Origin of the sequence: Marinomonas pollencensis (genome assembly GCF_003387375.1) — a bacterium.
GTDB lineage: Bacteria > Pseudomonadota > Gammaproteobacteria > Pseudomonadales > Marinomonadaceae > Marinomonas > Marinomonas pollencensis.
The window spans coordinates 348,344-365,679 of the sequence record NZ_QUNG01000002.1; the positions used below are offsets into that span (position 1 = coordinate 348,344).

A 17,336-nucleotide genomic window follows, 5' to 3' on the forward strand; every position below is an offset into this window, starting at 1 on the left:
AGATGGCGCTATGATTAAATTAACCAACAGACAATCTGACGTACTAGAAACCATTCGCGAATTTATCAGCGAAACAGGCTTTCCTCCGACACGCGCAGAAATCGCCAGTCGCCTAGGATTTAAATCCCCCAACGCAGCTGAAGAACACCTAAAAGCACTCGCTAAAAAAGGCGCGATAGAAATGCTTTCCGGTGCCTCCCGAGGCATTCGCTTACTTGAAGAGCCTGCCCCCGTTGAAGTGATTGAATCCGGCTTACCTGTGATTGGTAAAGTGGCCGCTGGCTTTCCGATTCTCGCACAAGAAAATATCGCCTCTCACGTCGACGTGCCAGCTAGCATGTTTTCACCCAAAGCAGATTACTTACTCTCTGTTTCTGGTACCAGCATGAAAAACGTCGGCATTATGGAAGGCGATTTACTGGCGGTACATAAAACCACCACCATTCGCGATGGACAAATTGTCGTTGCTCGCATCGGCGAAGAGGTAACCGTAAAACGCTTCTTCCAGAAAGGCAGCGTGATACGACTGGCACCTGAGAATGAAGAATTTGACGACATCATTGTCGACTTAGAAAGCGAAGAGTTTGCCATAGAAGGCCTCTCTGTCGGCGTGATTCGCCAGACCATCTAATCTCATCAAGCCATAAAAAAGGCGAAGCAAGCACTTCGCCTTTTTTTAATGAAGAATTTTAGGCCTTAGATCCATATCATCCAATGCTTCTGCTTCCCCACCAAAAACTGGCTCTTCAGAATAAATGAAATCAATGCCCGCATGAAACATGCACTTTGCCAATTCAAAATAACGCTCTTTTAAATAACTTTTTGTATCATCAGAAATGGATAACGTGGCCAAAGCTTCAGTCACTTCACCATCATCACCAACAGGTCGCAAAACAATGTCGCCGTTATCCAGCTCAACAATTTCTAGATAGGCTTCTTTCATATTTAATACTCTAAGGATTCTTCTCTAAAACGCAACACCAACTCCGTAAGCTTTGATAAAAACAAATTCACCGATGCGCCGTCATCACCGCCACGACCAATTAAATTTGCATCACCAGCTTGGGCAAACGTCGATGACCGACATTCAAATTGCACCAAATAGGCCTGCTCAAGCTGATTCAACCAAGAACCAGATTGCAAAGACAGATCTTGCAACTCCACCAGCACAGGCACAACCACATCTTTCGCCTGTGCTTGCTCTAACAAATCACTTAACTGCACGCCAGAAGTGAGCTGGTAAGCCAGACTCACTTCTTGCAAAAGACCGTTCAGCGCACTACGCAAATGAAAGACAGCCGCACTCTCCAAGCCTGAATTAAGCCAAGACTCCGTTCCCTCTTGGCTTTGACGCAAAAAGCGACGTGCCGAATCTAACTTTTGGTTGGTGATACTCGCTGGGGTCGCTGCACTCATTTCTTTTTCTTCCCTTCTTCAATCACCCATTGCTTACCAACATAATACGCCTTCCAGCCTGTTGGCTTGCCTTCTTCTTCGGTCATTACATATTGCTCTTTGGTTTTACGGCTGTAACGAACAATCGTAGGACGCCCTTCTCCATCTACTACCGGCGCAGTCGCGAAAAAGTGATATTTCGGGTCAATCTGCTCCATATAAGGCAACAGCTCTTTCACCAATGGCGCTCGCGTTTCACGCTTGCGTGGGAACTGGCTGGCGGCCAAGAACAAGCCTGTCGCACCATCACGCAGTACATAATGGTCCTCAACTTTTAAACAAGCGAGGTCAGGCATCGGCACTGGATCCATTTTTGGCGGCGCAGCTTCGCCATTTTTCAGCAACTTACGAGTATTTTTACAAGTCTCGCTGGTACAACCAAAATACTTACCAAAGCGCCCTGTTTTAAGCTGCATTTCTGATCCGCACTTATCACACTCAAGCACCGGACCGTCATAGCCCTTAATTTTAAACGTTCCCTCTTCAACCTCATAACCTGGGCACGTTGGATTATTACCACAGACATGCAATTTACGATGTTCGTCCATTAGGTAACTGTCCATTGCTGATCCACAAATTTCACAGCGACGCTTGTTAATAAGCGCTTTAGACTCGGCTTCATCATCATCAACCGCCACCGCTTCTTCACCACGGGTTAGGTTGATGGTTGCTTTACAACGTTCTTTAGGAGGCAAAGCGTAACCAGAACAAGACATGAACACGCCAGTACTCGCCGTACGTATCTGCATTGGGCGCGAACAAGTAGGACACTCAATATCAGTTGGCGTTGGCTCATTCAGCAACATACCCTCTTCTGGGTCCTCAGCTTTTGCCAACATGGTGCTAAAACCGTTATAAAAAGCGTTGAGCGCCTCTATCCAGTTCTCACGACCTTCAGCCACCGCATCAAGCTGCTCTTCCATTTGAGCTGTGAAGCTGTAATTCATCAAAGAATGGAAGCTACCCACCAAGCGTTCAGTAACGATATCACCCATTTTTTCAGCATAGAAACGGCGATTTTCAACCCGCACGTAACCACGATCTTGAATCGTAGAAATAATAGATGCATAGGTAGATGGACGACCAATGCCGCGCTTTTCAAGCTCTTTCACCAAACTCGCCTCACTAAAACGTGCCGTCGGTTTAGTGAAATGCTGCTCTGGCAAGAGAGACTCTAACGACAAGGTTTCGCCTTTCGATACATCAGGCAAAATGTTGTCATCACCTTTCTTCACCACACCTTGCATTGCTCGGGTGTAACCATCAAAGCGTAAAATACGCCCTTTGGCTTTAAACTCGTATTCACCACTGGTCACTGTAACCGTAGTCGAGGTATATAAAGCTGGTGTCATTTGACACGCCATAAACTGCGCACGAATCAACTCATACAAACGGTGAGCATCTTTTTCCATGCTGAGCAAATCTTCCTGACGCACGGTCACGTCTGAAGGGCGAATTGCCTCATGGGCCTCTTGAGCCCCCTCTTTACTGCTATAACGAATTGGCTCTTCAGGCAAATAATCTTTACCAAACTTCTCAACGATATAACCACGCAAGGCATCAACAGCCTCGACACTTAAATTCGTCGAGTCGGTACGCATGTAAGTAATATAACCCGCTTCATACAAACGCTGAGCCAACATCATGGTCTTTTTCACACCATAACCAAGTCGGGTACTTGCCGCTTGCTGCAAGGTGGAGGTAATAAATGGCGCCGAAGGTTTACTGCTTGTGGGCTTATCTTCACGGTTGCTAACCAAATAGCTCGCTTGTGCTAAACGCGCCACATGCTCATCAGACTGCGCCTGGCTTTCTGGTCGATATTCTTTGCCCTGATACTTTACCGCGGCAAATTTTATTGTGTCTTGCGCTGGCGTCTTTAATTGTGCGTCCAGCTCCCAAAACTCATCTGGGACAAAGGCGCGAATTTCTTTTTCACGCTCTACGATCAAGCGCACTGCCACGGACTGAACCCGCCCTGCAGACAAACCGCGTGCGACTTTCGCCCATAACAAAGGCGACACCATAAAGCCCACTACGCGATCCAAAAAGCGACGCGCCTGTTGGGCATTAACGCGGTCCATATCCAATTCAGAAGGCGTTTCAAAAGCCGCTTGAATGGCTTTTTTAGTAATCTCGTTGAAAACAACTCGCTTATAGCGACTGTCATCACCACCGATGGCTTCACGCAGGTGCCAAGCTATAGCCTCCCCCTCTCTATCCAAATCGGTTGCGAGATAAATAGTGTCAGCGTTTTTGGCTAGGCGGCGTAGTTCGTCGACAACCTTTTCTTTGCCTGGCAACACTTCATAGTGCGCCTCCCAACCATTCTCAGGATCGACACCCATGCGCGAAATCAACTGTTGGCGAGATTTGCGACGCTTGTATACGACCTTTTCTTCCGGACTCATCTTACGCGTCAAGGCGGCTTGTTTCGCACGCTCCTGCGGTGTTGATTTTGCGGTTGTACCCGAAGGCAAGTCTCGAATGTGACCCACACTCGATTTAACAACATAATCGTTGCCTAGGTATTTATTGATGGTTTTCGCCTTAGCTGGCGATTCCACGATAACCAGTGATTTTCCCATTGAACTGTATAAGCCTTATTAAGTCCGTCTGCAAAATGTATGTACGTCTGCAAATCTACGTGAGTGTAGTTTAGCCTTTCGGGGCGCTGATATTAAGCAAACACCTTTTATATGACAAGTGATCACTGTATTGTTTCACATATTATCACTTGCTGAATCCAGTATTTCTTATTTAACATACTGAATTCATTGTATAAGGACAATCATGGCACTCCTACAAATTCTTACAATTGCTATTTTAATGATTATTGTGGTGCTTTCTGTCGTCATTGGTACTCGTGCGCACCAAAAAGAAAAAGAGCAAACTGAACGTCGCTTTCGACAACTCCAACTTTCTAACAGAGCAGACCGAGTTGAATATCATTTACAGAGCTTAAAAGATATAGACACAGACACCATCGCCAGCGATGTACTGTATGATTACTACATCGACACCCTGCGTGAATTGCTGCAGTATACTGACGACGTTGAGCGCACTGAGGTACGCATCGCCAAAGCGGAAGACGATCGCAACGCTGAACCCATTGAGTTCAACCCAAACCCCAGCCCACTTAGCTTTCAACAAAAGGCTAATTATAAAGAGCGGCTAACAAAAGCGGCCAAAATGCTGTTATTTTTACGGCGCCGAGGGCGCATTAGTAACGCCCATTACAAGGCATGTTACGACTATTTACGCTGGTTAAACCTATGGGTACAGCTTAATCGCCAAATCGTCCAAGCCAATAAAAACTTTGAAAGCGGTGATATCCGAGTGGCACAAACACTCTACGGCGTAATCCTCTCTCACCTCAAGTCTGACCCTATCGAAAGACCTGAAAAACAAGCATTGCTAGTCTTTGTCACTGACAAGATGAAGCAGATAATTGCCCCAAAAATAGAAGCCATTCAAGACACTGAAAACCAAGAAGAGGCACTCAGCGAACTAATACAAAACTTGCAAACGAAAGAGGACATTTCAGGCTTAATCAATGATAAGCCCGATCAATAATATCCTATTTAGATGAACATTTTGCTAAGGACGGCAGCAATCTACCCATCACCTCAACCTCTACTTCTGCCCCCCCCTCATGCCAATAGGCAATCACAGCATCCCGGGTAATCTCGATGGCCGTCACCGAATCATGCAAAATTGCCAAATCTTTTTGATCCTGCTCACTAAGCAACAAGGCCGCATTTGCCCACCAACCTGTGGTGATCACTTGATACTTCCATATCTCATGCTTGAGTAATAACGTCTTCTCGGTCATTTCCTGTACAGGCTTGGCACGATAAAAGCCATATCCACACGATTTATGCTTCTCCTTTGACTTATCCCACTTGTCTGGCAGCTCGATTGATGTAAGCTGAACGGTAAGACCATGCTTCCTGGCAAGCATTCTTAATGCCATTCGACGCCGTTCTTGTTTAGGTGGTACGATCCACAGAGCAGAACCCATTAGGGATAGTGTAATAAACACAACAATTAGCGCAGTCATTAAGCGTCTCTTTATTTTTTAAACTAAAATTGATTATAGCGTTGAATTTGGAGGTTTTTATGTTGTACAAAAGAGTATTACTAGCTGTCGATCTCACAGACGAAAGCATCAAGGTAGCCAACAAAGCGGCCACTTTATGTTCCTCATTAGGAGCCGAATTAATCATAGTGCACGTCATAGAATCACTAAACTACGCCTATGGCGGCGATGTTCCCATTGATATAACCGACATTCAAAAACAACTCCAAGACACCGCCAAAGAGCGCATGTCCATCTTGCAAGAACAACTCGACATCAATATCGCTGAAACCTGCGTCACCCAAGGCGGCATTGAAAGCGAAATTCACCGCATTGCAGAAGAGAAACAAGTCGACCTGATTACCGTCGGCAGCCATGGTCGTCATGGTTTAGCCCTACTGCTTGGCTCTACCGCCAATGGCGTACTGCACGGCGCACCATGTGATGTACTGGCTGTCAGAGTACAAAAAGAGCAATAAAAAAAAGGCGATACCTGCAACACAGGTATCGCCTGTATTTTCACTTACGCTAGCTTCGAGTCCAGGTTGTACCTTCTCGACTGTCTAGTAGCTCAATACCTTGCGCTGCCAACTCATCACGAATCTCATCACTGCGAGCAAAGTTTTTATCCTTACGGGCTTGAGTTCGCTCATCGATTAATGCCTGAATCACATCTTCCGTCAAGCCTTGCGATACCGTGCTGTTTTGCAAAAAGTACTCTGGATCTTGCTTAAGCAACCCCAACAAGTCTGCCAACACCAACAGCTCCGCCGCCAATTGCTCTGCTTGATTAGCGTCTTCTGCTTTGGCTTTATTCAGCTCTCGCACCAACTCAAACAACACAGACACAGCAACCGCCGTATTGAAGTCATCCTTCATCGCCGCCTCAAAGCGCTCAGTAAAGCGTGTTGGCTCATACCGATCAGCTGCAGCCTGACCACGTAATGCAGTATACAGGCGCTCTAAGGCCACCTTGGCTTCATTTAAACTTTGGTCAGAATAATCAATCGCGCTGCGATATTGACTCGACACCATCAAGTAACGCACTACCTCAGGGTTATATTTTTCAAGCACATCGCGCACGGTAAAGAAATTGCCCAAAGACTTGGACATTTTCTCATTATTAACGCGAACCGCACCACAGTGAACCCAGTAGTTAACATAGTCCTTGCCGGTAGCCGCTTCAGATTGAGCGATCTCATTTTCATGGTGAGGAAATTTCAAATCAGGACCGCCACCATGAATATCAAAGTGACTGCCCAGACAATTTGTCGACATCGCAGAACACTCAATATGCCATCCAGGACGACCTGCGCCCCAAGGCGATGCCCAAGAAACCTCGCCTTCTTTCGCCTGTTTCCAGAGAACAAAGTCAGCAGGATGTTCTTTTGCCGCTTCCACATCAATGCGCGCACCGGCCAACATATCCTCAAGCTTACGATTGTTCAGCTTGCCATAATCTTTAAAGGCTTCGGTGCGGTAATACACGTCGCCAGATGCGCCATGATAAGCAAAACCCTTATCAATTAGCACTTGAATCATATCAATAATTTCTTGCATGAACTCAGTGGCTTTGGGCTCGCGGTCTGGCATTTTATTGCCAAGTCGCAGCTCATCTTCACGTTGCGCAGCAATCATTCGCTCTGTTAATGCTTGAGTCGATTCATTATTTTCCTCTGCGCGTTTGATGATTTTGTCATCCACATCGGTAATATTGCGCACATAGTTCAACTCGTACCCTAAATGGCGAATAAAGCGAGAAATAACGTCGAAAGAGATCATCGCCCGAGCATGGCCAATATGACAGTAGTCGTACACCGTGTTACCACAGACATACATGCCCACTTTACCTTCTTCGATTGGCGTGAAAATTTCTTTCTTCCCCGTTAGGGTGTTGTAAATCTTCAACATCTTAATTATTTCCCTTTCGCTTCAATTTTGGCCCAAGAATCACGCAGCGTCACAGTGCGGTTAAACACCATGCCATCTTTCTCTAAATCTCGGCAGAAGTAGCCTTCGCGCTCAAACTGGAAGCCCTGACCCTTTTCCGACGCCAACAAGGATGGCTCCACTTTTGCGTTAGTCAGTACGGTCAATGATTCTTCATTGATAAAATCTAGGAAGGTTTTGTCTTCATAGTTTGCATCTGGGGCATCATTATTGAACAAACGATCGTATAGATTAACCGTCGCATCTACCGCATGTTGTGCACTCACCCAGTGAATAACACCTTTTGGCTTATAGCCTTCAGGGTTAACACCCAAAGTGTTTTCATCGTAACGGCACAGCAGTTCAACAACCTCACCTGCTTCGTTTTTAATCGCCTCATCACAAGTGATGACATAACCACCGCGAAGACGAACAGCACCCTCTAGAGTCAAACGCTTCCATTTACGTGGTGGCTCTTCAGCAAAGTCTGCCGCATCAATATAAAGCGTCTTACTAAAAGGCACTTTGCGCTGACCAGCGTCTTCATTTTTTGGATGATTATTGACCGTGAAAATTTCTTCTTTATCTTCTGGGTAGTTGGTCAATGTCACCTTAATTGGGTTAAGTACAGCCATAGCTCGATTGGCGTTTGCGTCCAAATCCTCGCGTATCGCATGCTCAAGCATACTGACGTCGACCACACCATCAGAACGGGTAACACCAATACGCTCACAGAAGTTGCGAATCGCTAAGGCGGTGTAACCGCGGCGACGCAAGCCCGAAATAGTCGGCATTCGTGGGTCATCCCAACCATCTACGTGTTTTTCATCTACCAACTGTTTTAATTTGCGCTTACTAGTCACCGTGTAGTTTAGGTTCAAACGCGCAAATTCGATTTGCTGCGGATGCACAGTACCCAGCGTATCCAACACCCAGTCATACAAAGGGCGATGATCTTGAAACTCTAGGGTACAAATTGAGTGTGTGATATTTTCAATCGCATCAGACAAACAATGGGTAAAGTCGTACATTGGGTAAACACACCACTGATCCCCCGTTTGGTGGTGATGCACATGACGCACGCGATAAATAATTGGGTCGCGCAGATTCATGTTCGGGCTTGCCATATCGATTTTCGCACGCAACACCACTTCACCGTCTTTGTACTTACCGTTTTTCATGTCGGTAAATAAGGCCAGGTTCTCGGCAACAGAACGATCACGGTAAGGGCTATTTTTCCCCGGCTCTTTCAAGGTGCCGCGGTATTCACGCATTTGCTCGCCATTTAGCTCACAAACATAGGCTTTGCCCATTTCAATCAACTGAACCGCGAAGTCGTAAAGCGCTTGAAAATAGTCTGAGGCAAATTTTGGCTCGTCTTTCCATTCAAAGCCTAACCATTCCACATCACGTTTAATGGACTCAATGTATTCAACACTTTCCTTTTCAGGATTGGTGTCGTCAAAACGGAGATTACATTGACCATTGTAGCGCTGCGCTATGCCGAAGTTTAGGCAAATAGATTTTGCATGACCAATGTGTAGGTAGCCATTCGGCTCAGGTGGGAAGCGCGTCATAACAACGCCATTGTGTTTACCTGATTCGTTATCTTTATCAATGATTTGGGTAATAAAATTACCTGGTTTTGACGTTTCTGACATGGTTGATGTAAGTCCCGATAAATTTTCTTATAACAGTATTGTTACTTTGACGGACAAGTATATCCGATTTCGCTTTCGTAGGGATATTAAGGCGTAAAAAAATCCTTTATGAAAAGGCATATTTCGCGATAAAAAACACCACCACACCCACCACTATGGTGAGCAACTGTTGCTGTTTCCACAAACCGACAACAAATGCCGCTACGCCCCCTAATAACCAAGGATTATCGTATGACACATTTAGCTGATGCTGCGATACAAAGATCATAGGTGTAATGATGGAGGTTAACACAGCGACAGGCACAAATTTTAACGCCCTATCTAAAAACCCTGGCATAACGACCTTGTGCGCTCGAGCAAACAACACAAATCGCACCCCAAAAGTCACCACAAACATACCGGCAATCACCCACAAAGAGTCCAACGCGCTCACAATTCAACCTCCACGTCTTTACTGGTGGTTGAACGGCTAGCTGAGTCCTTTGATGCCTTTGCCCTTTGCAACGCAAGATCCGCAAAATAGCCAACAGACACTGCAATAATGGCGGATACCAACAAACCGAGATTATTCGGCAAATCTACCAGCACAACAGACGCTAGCGCCGCACTCACCGCTGCCAGCCAGAAAGGTGCCGCTTTTAAATAAGGTGTAATAATGCTGATAAAAGTCGCTACCATGGCAAACTCCAGCCCCCATTCACTCATTCCAGGAATCAACTCACCCGACAAAACCCCAAGCAAGGTCGTGACATTCCACATAACATAAAATGCCAAAAAGGAGCCTATATAAGCCCGATGCCCAGTGACAGTATTAATCACACCATTACCATACAAGGGACGAACCGCCGCATAGGTTTCATCGATCAGGCCAAAACCCATCAAAATACGCAGCCTCATGGGCAGTTGTTTAACATATTTGACCAGATCAGCGGCATACAAAAGGTGCCTTAGATTGACAATAAAAGTGGTAGACACAATGACCCACAAAGGCGCATCAATGGAGATTAAACCAATCGCCACAAATTGTGCTGAGCCTGCAAACACCATAGATGACATAGCAATGGCAAACCATGGACTTAAGCCATAACTGGACGCCAATGATCCAAACAGTAAACCAAAAGGAATGCCGCCAACTATCATCGGAATGGACGCCACGACACCAAGACGCATTTCGTTAAACCGAGTCATAAACTTTTTTCCATGTATCTATCCGCTCTTGAATAACAAGAAGGTTTAGGGGCAGGCTTAGTAATAAAGCCATTTTTGACATACAAAGCATTGGCAGCCTGCAAATTTGAGGCTGTTTCAAGGGAAATACACGTCACCCCCTGCCTTTTTCCATACTCAACGACACAATCAATCAATTGTTGTGCAATGCCTTTACCCTGACAATGCTCCGCCACTGCCAACTTCAACATGCTAATGGAAGCACCGTCATCGTTAGGTAGGATTGCCACTGTGCCCAGTACTTTTTCATCTTTGCCATGCCGGCCAAGCGCGCAAAAAATATGCCCTCCACGTTGCAATATATGCTCCTCAGGGTCTGCCAATAGCGCTTTGTCATAGGCATTAATCTGCTCCGGGAAGAACCCCATTAACCAAGCCATATTCAAGTCATGAAAAGCCTGCCGATGATGACTCTGAAAATCCACAACCTCTACCTTACGCAACCTGTCCAGCACTTTTTGCGCAAGACCGCCGTCAAATAAATCCTGCTCGAGGCGCAACAGCGCCGCCATAAAATGCGAACTAGGCATTTGTGTCGCTTGCTCTAACACCACAGCCATCTCTTTTAGTACAGGCTGTACACACTTCATCGCTGCGCGCCCTGATTCTGATAACGCCAAACGGGTACGACGCTGGTCCTGTGGGTCCGCCACTTTAATCAGCAATGACTCTTGCAACATCTTACTGACCTGCTTACTGATGGCTGGATGGCTAACCTTTAAACTGTCAGCCAACTCCACCACTGACATCGCCCGAGTTACCTGAAGCAAGCTCAAAATAGGAAAATAGGTTGAAGAAATAGGCACATCGCACGCCTCATAAATGACCTGTACTTCTGCAAACAAAAAATCACTTAACCGTTTCAACCGACTACCCAAGGTTAAAACACCAAATTGCTCCATAATCCGCCCTAATATCCGTAACCAGTTACGGATATTGATGTTATTCACTTTCATTACGAAAATCAATGTCTTTAAAAGAGTGAGCAGACGTGCACATCTGGTATAATTCGCCAGTTAACTCTGCAAAACGCTAACCCGAGAGGAAATTGAAGATGTCAGAAAAAGCCGTAGTGGTGTATTCCGGAGGAATGGATTCATTTACCGTGTTAAATACCGCTATTCAAGAAGGCTTAGAGGTTTATGCCCTATCCTTTAACTACGGTCAAAAACACAGCAAGGAGCTGATTGTTGCAGCCGAAGTATGCAAAAACCTAAATATCCCCCATAAAGTTGTGGATATTACGGCAATAAACAGCCTTATGGCAGGATCGTCTCTGACCAGCGATAGCGATATCCCTGAAGGGCATTATGAAAATGAGAGCATGAAATCCACTGTGGTACCCAACCGCAACATGGTCTTGCTTTCGATGGCCATCGCTTATGCGGTATCACTAGAGTCAGGCAAGGTATATTACGGTGCCCATTCTGGCGACCACCATATTTATCCTGATTGTCGACCGGAATTTGTTGACGCAATGAACGCCGTTTCCAAGATTGCCAACTACCAGTCTGTTGAGATCGTCACTCCTTTCTTGCACGCCTCTAAAGGTGAAATACTGCAAGCCGGCTTAGCCATGAACCTGGATTATGCCAACAGTTGGACCTGCTACAATGGTCGCGAGAAATCCTGTGGCAAATGCGGCGCATGCAACGAAAGATTAGAAGCCTTCGCGGAGCTTGGAAAAACCGACCCATTGGCTTACGAAGCATAAGCGCTAATAAATACCCATATTCATTCAATTTAGTCTTTATTGGCTTCTGTTCCACAGATTCCCAATGGACAACTAAAGTGATCACCCTTACCTCGAACTGTTTTTCGAGATGTAATAGGCACAACACATGTATTCTATCAAAGAAGCTTTCTACTCCTTACAAGGGGAAGGCGCTCACGCAGGTCGACCTGCTTTATTCTGTCGTTTCACTGGCTGTAACCTTTGGTCAGGCCAAGAAAAAACACGCGCCACTTCTGACTGCCAATTCTGTGATACTGATTTTATCGGCACCGACGGACAACATGGCGGGAAATTTAAAACCGCACAAGCTTTACGCACACACATTGATGCTCTATGGCCTGCAGAACAAGGCCATAAGTATGTGGTATTTACCGGCGGTGAACCGGCGCTGCAACTCGATGATGAGTTGATTGCAGAAATGAAATCTCATGGCTACACCATCGCCATTGAAACCAACGGCACTTTAGCACTGCCCGAAGGCATTGATTGGATTTGTGTCAGCCCAAAAACAACTCACCCCCTGAAAGTCACCTCAGGCAATGAGCTGAAGTTGGTTTTTCCACAAGCACATTTACCACCAGCACGATTTGAATCCTTGTCATTTGACCATTTTTACTTGCAACCCATGGATCAAAGCCACTTATCAAAGGACCAAATACCGCTAACCAACACCCAACAAGCCACACTAAATTTTTGTTTATCACATCCACAGTGGCGTCTTAGCTTACAAACACATAAAATGCTCAACATCGATTAGGCGTCCGAACGCCATTTTTAGCCATTAATAACTTTAAGGAATATAAAATGATCATCCTACACACTAACTACGGTGACATTCACGTCGAACTTAACTACGAAAAAGCCCCTAAAACAGCAAAAAACTTTGAAGAATATGTTACTTCTGGCTTTTACGACGGCGTTATTTTTCACCGTGTCATCAATGGCTTCATGGTTCAAGGCGGTGGTTTTGAGCCAGGCATGACGCAAAAAGAAACACGCACACAAATTGAAAACGAAGCAGACAACGGCCTTAAAAACGAAATCGGCACATTGGCGATGGCTCGCACTATGGACCCTCACTCCGCTTCTGCACAATTCTTTATCAACGTGGCAGACAATGCTTTCTTAAACCACCGCAGCAAAACACCAGACGGCTGGGGCTACGCGGTATTTGGTAAAGTGACGGCAGGCATGGACGTTGTTAACAAAATCAAAGAAGTAAAAACAACAACTAAAGCAGGCCACCAAGATGTGCCAGCAGAAGACGTTGTTATTGAAAGCGCTGAACTGATCAAAAACGAAGACTAATGATTCGTTATTTTATTTCGGATTTGCATCTCAGCGACAAACGCCCGGACTTGATCCGGGCGTTTGTTCAAATGATGGATGAGCTGATTGCCAAGCACCCTAAGAATGACGCCGCTTTGTACATACTCGGCGACTTTTATGAAGCTTGGATTGGTGACGATGATCAACCCGCTTGGAATCTCCCTATCGAGGCGAGCCTAAAAAAACTCTCCGATTCCGGGATGGGGCTTTTTTTCCTCCATGGCAATCGCGACTTTTTAATTGGCGATGCCTGGTGTCAACGCGTTGGCGCGACGCTTCTTGACGAGCAAACCCTCATCACCACATCAGAGTTTTCCGTATTGCTGACCCATGGCGATGAATATTGCCAAGAAGACGTCGAGTATCAAACCTTCCGCCGTATGGTGCGAAACCCGCAATGGCAGCAACAAATTTTGTCAATGCCGCTTGAAAAGCGAATCGCCTTAGCCGCTCAATTACGTGACGACAGTAAAAGCATGTCGGCGCAAAAATCCCAAGGCATTATGGATGTAACGGAACGCTGCGTACAAGACTCTCTTGCAGATAATCACAGCCAAGTTGTGATTCATGGCCACACCCATAGACCGGCCTTTCATATTCATCAGCAATATGCCCGCTGCGTACTTGGGGACTGGGATAAACAAGTTTGGCTGGCTTATCTAGATGACCAAGAGCTGTATCAATCTGGCTGCGATACAGCCACTTTCTTAGCACAAGGCCTGTCAGGGTTAGCGCCTGCGCAGCGCCTGAAACTGCCGCTATAACAAGCACAAAAAAACCATTACATTTTCATGCAATGGTTTTTTATTGACCAAGATAATAGCGTTACTGCTCACCCGCTTATAAATGCAACAACTCCTTTACCCAACTGGTATCAGCACCGTGCCGAGAACGGTTAAACTCTAAGCGGCGCTCATGCAGCATAGCCACCGCCCGAAAAAAAGCGTTGTTTACCATTACTGGACTCAACTCAATACCATAATGACGCCACCAATATAGCTGAGCTTTACTGGTTAGCAATTGATATAGAACATCCAGTTCAGCGGATCCCTGATAAGCACTATCTAGATCGATCACATGTTCGTCTTTCGCTATTTGCAACGCCAGCCAATAAGTAACATCCGATAATTCATCGCTCACCTGCTTGCCCATGTCGACCCCCTCCGTTGTTGAGTTGATACTAATGATATTAGCAGCTAATCAAGAAGTTACCTCAAAAAAACGTTACTTAGCTGTTATCTTTCGTAAGCATTTGAATCAGCTTAAGGTTGGCGGCCCACTGTGCATGCGAAACTCAACATCGGGCTCGGTAATAAGCTTTTCTTCCAACTCGCGGAAAAATGCGACGCGCTCATCAATAGGCTCACCCGCATATTCTTCTGCTAACGCCAAATAATCTTCAAAATGACGCGCTTCTGACTTGAGTAGTGAGATATAAAACTTAGACAACTCTTCATCCAAATGCGGTGCCAACATAGCAAAACGCTCACAAGAACGCGCTTCAACAAAAGCACCGATAATCAATGTATCAACCAGGCGTGCCGGCTCATGAGTACGAATGTATTTTCGCAACCCATCGGCATATCGGGACGCAGTCAAATGCTCATAAGCCACGTCGCGCTTACGCATAATTTTATGGACTTGTTCAAAATGCAGCAGCTCTTCACGGGCCAAGCGAGACATTTTATGAAGCAAATTATCACGATCCACATAACGATACATCAGACTCATCGCTGTTGAGGCGGCTTTTTTCTCACAATGGGCATGATCATTTAGCAGCAAAGATTGATTCTCAATTGCCCAATTCACCCACGCCTCGGGAGACGGACAGGGAAGAAAATCAACAAGCTCTGGATACGCTGATAACATTACTCTACCTTTTTATCTTAAAAAACGAGATTATACTCTCTATTAAACACTTAGGCAGCAACGTCTTGATTTGGATATCAAATTCCTAATGAATGAATTCTACGACATTAATAAATTAAAAATCGGCCAACACGTGGGCGTTGAACTAGACCCTTACGTGCTGAACTACCCGGCGTCCCAACATAAAGCCGCTTGGGTAGCCGATCATGGCGGCCGCTCTTTCGTTGTGCGCTTCTACGAGCCTGAACGGGGCAAAGTAGAAGATTTCTTACAAGTATCACGCAAATACGCAGGCATTAAACACCAAGCAATTACGCCTAACTACCCTCCTTTTTATTCTAAATTATGGGTCTTTTCTTGCTCTGCCGTGTGCGGTGGTGAAAATCTTTACAGCTTTTTAGGCAAATACCCAGACGGCGCCCCTCTTAATGTGGTGGTTAGTTTATTCGACAATATTGCCAAAGCCTTGGATCAGATCCACGCCAAAGGTCTATTTCATGGCCATTTAGACTTGAGCGCCATTCATGTGGTTAACGGTTTAGGGATAATGACAGGACTAGGTGCACACCACTGGATGAACCGCATTTCAGAAAAAGAACTAGATCCCCGACTCTTTCCTCCTGAATACCAACGCAAAACACAAAAGAGAACGCCCGCTTCAGATCGCTTTAACTTTATGCGCATTTTGATGGCAGCTCTGTTAGGCGAATCCATATTAGATAAAGACTTACCCGGTAGCCTACCAAGCTCTCACCCCTACCTAAGTGATGCTGCCTGGAAAAAACTACAAAAATGGTGCAGAAAGCACGAGCGCTATCGGCCAAAATCCTTACATGAGGTGATGCGCATACTGCGCGCCAACCTTTACAAACCAGAACCGGTCAAAACACAACCACCAGCAACGCCACGTAAGGGCAATTCACGCCGAGCGATTTACCTTGCCGCTGGCTTAGTTATTGCTGGAGGAGCCGCGGCCGCTGTTGCTCTATGGCCCGAAGAGCAAGCTGCCGACAAGGTGGTCGTTACGCCGCAAAAAACACCAAAACAAATTGAGAAAGAGCAATTTGACGCCTTACCTCAAGTGCTAGAAGAAGCGTTAAAGTCCGGCGGCAATGCACCAAAAGTTGAAAAAATAGCGCCTGCAAAATTCCTCATGGGAGACCAACACAACCTAGGCGACGATAATGAAAAGCCAGTTCACGAAGTCGACATTCCCCATGGATTTTACATCAGCAAATACGAAGTCACTTTTGATCAGTACGATCGATTTGCCAATGCCACCGGACGCAATCTACCTGCTGACAATGGCTGGGGGAGAGGCAAACGCCCGGTAATCAATATCAATTGGTATGATGCCAAAGCTTATACGGCGTGGCTTTCAGAACAAACCAATCAAACTTATCGTTTACCCACTGAAATAGAGTGGGAATATTCGGCACGAGGCAATGCTAGCACGGCTTTTTGGTATGGTAACTCAGTGCAACCTGGCTACAGTGTTTGCGATAGTTGCGGCAGCCAATGGGATGGCGTTTCCAGCGCCCCCGTTGGCAGTCAAGCCAGCAACCCGCTAGGCTTATATGACATGCACGGAAACGTCGCCGAATGGGTGGAAGATTGTTATCACGACTCTTATCAAGATGCCCCAACAAAAAACCAAATATGGCTCTCTGACCAATGCGACAGTCGCGTCATTCGTGGCGGATCTTGGTTTGACATACCAAGAGTCGGCCGCAGCTCCACACGCTACCGTGCAGAACCCGATTTGAAAGCCAGTAACTGGGGATTTAGAGTAGTCAGGATTATCAAACTAAAAACCTAAAAAAACAGAAATAAAGGACGTGCGTGAGGTGATAAGCGGAGCAATTCTAAATCAGAATAATTCCGCTAAATGTCCCCTATTCTAAATTGTTATGGGGTGAATTAAGTCTTTCACGCATTTTTTATATAAAATAATTAAATAATAAAACCGTGATTATCGTTTGGCTTAGCAATATAGACAAATTTAGTGTATTGCTAAGCCTCCGTTTCAACACATCGAACACAGGTTTGA

General features: G+C 45.8%; 19 protein-coding genes. 8 read left to right on the plus strand and 11 right to left on the minus strand.

Annotated features, from left to right (window positions below; all coding sequences use genetic code 11):
* The first annotated feature begins 10 nt into the window (after nt 1–10).
* A complete protein-coding gene (gene lexA, locus DFP81_RS04580; RefSeq protein ID WP_115896573.1) occupies nt 11–631 on the plus strand; it encodes a transcriptional repressor LexA in 621 nt (206 codons plus the stop codon).
* A 45-nt stretch (nt 632–676) separates the two neighbouring features.
* Here the strand turns inward: lexA and DFP81_RS04585 are convergent, their stop codons facing one another.
* The 3 genes from DFP81_RS04585 to topA are packed head-to-tail and all read right to left on the minus strand — an operon-like array spanning nt 677 to nt 4,043.
* Nucleotides 677–943: a hypothetical protein gene (locus DFP81_RS04585; RefSeq protein WP_115896574.1), complete on the minus strand. Its 267-nt coding sequence runs from the start codon at nt 941–943 to the stop codon at nt 677–679.
* 2 nt (nt 944–945) lie between these two features.
* Entirely contained in the window at nt 946–1,416 is a 471-nt protein-coding gene (locus DFP81_RS04590; protein WP_115896575.1) for a DUF6586 family protein, read from the minus strand.
* Complete coding sequence (topA, locus tag DFP81_RS04595; protein WP_115896576.1) at nt 1,413–4,043, minus strand: type I DNA topoisomerase; 2,631 nt, start codon at nt 4,041–4,043, stop codon at nt 1,413–1,415. The genes DFP81_RS04590 and topA overlap by 4 nt, the downstream gene beginning before the upstream one ends.
* 205 nt (nt 4,044–4,248) lie before the next feature.
* Here topA and DFP81_RS04600 point away from each other — a divergent pair, with 205 nt between their 5' ends.
* The gene (locus DFP81_RS04600) at nt 4,249–5,031 is read left to right on the plus strand and encodes a DNA topoisomerase I (RefSeq protein ID WP_115896577.1); all 783 of its coding nucleotides are present in this window, start codon (nt 4,249–4,251) and stop codon (nt 5,029–5,031) included.
* A gap of 4 nt (nt 5,032–5,035) precedes the next feature.
* Here DFP81_RS04600 and DFP81_RS04605 read toward each other — a convergent pair whose 3' ends face one another.
* On the minus strand, nt 5,036–5,518 hold the full coding sequence (locus DFP81_RS04605; protein ID WP_115896578.1) for a hypothetical protein: 483 nt from the start codon (nt 5,516–5,518) through the stop codon (nt 5,036–5,038).
* A gap of 59 nt (nt 5,519–5,577) precedes the next feature.
* Here DFP81_RS04605 and DFP81_RS04610 point away from each other — a divergent pair, with 59 nt between their 5' ends.
* Complete coding sequence (locus tag DFP81_RS04610) at nt 5,578–6,015, plus strand: universal stress protein (protein WP_115896579.1); 438 nt, start codon at nt 5,578–5,580, stop codon at nt 6,013–6,015.
* Between the two features lie 49 nt (nt 6,016–6,064).
* On the opposite strand, the gene cysS is transcribed toward DFP81_RS04610, so the two are convergent.
* From cysS to DFP81_RS04635, 5 genes are all read right to left on the minus strand, one after another.
* Nucleotides 6,065–7,447 carry a cysteine--tRNA ligase gene (cysS, locus tag DFP81_RS04615; RefSeq protein WP_115896580.1) on the minus strand — a complete coding sequence of 461 codons (1,383 nt, stop codon included), beginning with the start codon at nt 7,445–7,447 and terminating at the stop codon, nt 6,065–6,067.
* 5 nt (nt 7,448–7,452) lie between these two features.
* A complete protein-coding gene (locus tag DFP81_RS04620; protein ID WP_115896581.1) occupies nt 7,453–9,126 on the minus strand; it encodes a glutamine--tRNA ligase/YqeY domain fusion protein in 1,674 nt (557 codons plus the stop codon).
* A 106-nt stretch (nt 9,127–9,232) separates the two neighbouring features.
* Entirely contained in the window at nt 9,233–9,559 is a 327-nt protein-coding gene (locus DFP81_RS04625) for an AzlD domain-containing protein (protein ID WP_115896582.1), read from the minus strand.
* A complete protein-coding gene (locus DFP81_RS04630) occupies nt 9,556–10,314 on the minus strand; it encodes an AzlC family ABC transporter permease (RefSeq protein WP_115896583.1) in 759 nt (252 codons plus the stop codon). Before DFP81_RS04630 ends, DFP81_RS04625 begins: the two co-directional genes overlap by 4 nt.
* Nucleotides 10,311–11,309, minus strand: coding sequence for a helix-turn-helix domain-containing GNAT family N-acetyltransferase (locus tag DFP81_RS04635; protein ID WP_245959082.1), 999 nt, complete (start codon nt 11,307–11,309; stop codon nt 10,311–10,313). Before DFP81_RS04635 ends, DFP81_RS04630 begins: the two co-directional genes overlap by 4 nt.
* Before the next feature lie 98 nt (nt 11,310–11,407).
* On the opposite strand from DFP81_RS04635, the gene queC reads away from it, so the two are divergent.
* The 4 genes from queC (at nt 11,408) to DFP81_RS04655 (ending at nt 14,181) form a co-directional block, all read left to right on the plus strand.
* The gene (queC, locus tag DFP81_RS04640) at nt 11,408–12,067 is read left to right on the plus strand and encodes a 7-cyano-7-deazaguanine synthase QueC (RefSeq protein ID WP_115896585.1); all 660 of its coding nucleotides are present in this window, start codon (nt 11,408–11,410) and stop codon (nt 12,065–12,067) included.
* A 127-nt stretch (nt 12,068–12,194) separates the two neighbouring features.
* On the plus strand, nt 12,195–12,845 hold the full coding sequence (queE, locus tag DFP81_RS04645; RefSeq protein WP_115896586.1) for a 7-carboxy-7-deazaguanine synthase: 651 nt from the start codon (nt 12,195–12,197) through the stop codon (nt 12,843–12,845).
* A gap of 47 nt (nt 12,846–12,892) precedes the next feature.
* Nucleotides 12,893–13,396: a peptidylprolyl isomerase gene (locus DFP81_RS04650; protein WP_115896587.1), complete on the plus strand. Its 504-nt coding sequence runs from the start codon at nt 12,893–12,895 to the stop codon at nt 13,394–13,396.
* Complete coding sequence (locus DFP81_RS04655) at nt 13,396–14,181, plus strand: UDP-2,3-diacylglucosamine diphosphatase (RefSeq protein WP_115896588.1); 786 nt, start codon at nt 13,396–13,398, stop codon at nt 14,179–14,181. Before DFP81_RS04650 ends, DFP81_RS04655 begins: the two co-directional genes overlap by 1 nt.
* 76 nt (nt 14,182–14,257) lie before the next feature.
* Here the strand turns inward: DFP81_RS04655 and DFP81_RS04660 are convergent, their stop codons facing one another.
* Complete coding sequence (locus DFP81_RS04660) at nt 14,258–14,569, minus strand: hypothetical protein (RefSeq protein ID WP_115896589.1); 312 nt, start codon at nt 14,567–14,569, stop codon at nt 14,258–14,260.
* A 105-nt stretch (nt 14,570–14,674) separates the two neighbouring features.
* Entirely contained in the window at nt 14,675–15,286 is a 612-nt protein-coding gene (locus tag DFP81_RS04665; RefSeq protein WP_115896590.1) for a MiaE family protein, read from the minus strand.
* Nucleotides 15,287–15,374: 88 nt separating this feature from the next.
* Between DFP81_RS04665 and DFP81_RS04670 the strand changes: the two genes are divergently transcribed.
* Entirely contained in the window at nt 15,375–17,105 is a 1,731-nt protein-coding gene (locus tag DFP81_RS04670; RefSeq protein WP_115896591.1) for a formylglycine-generating enzyme family protein, read from the plus strand.
* The last annotated feature ends 231 nt before the right edge of the window (nt 17,106–17,336 follow it).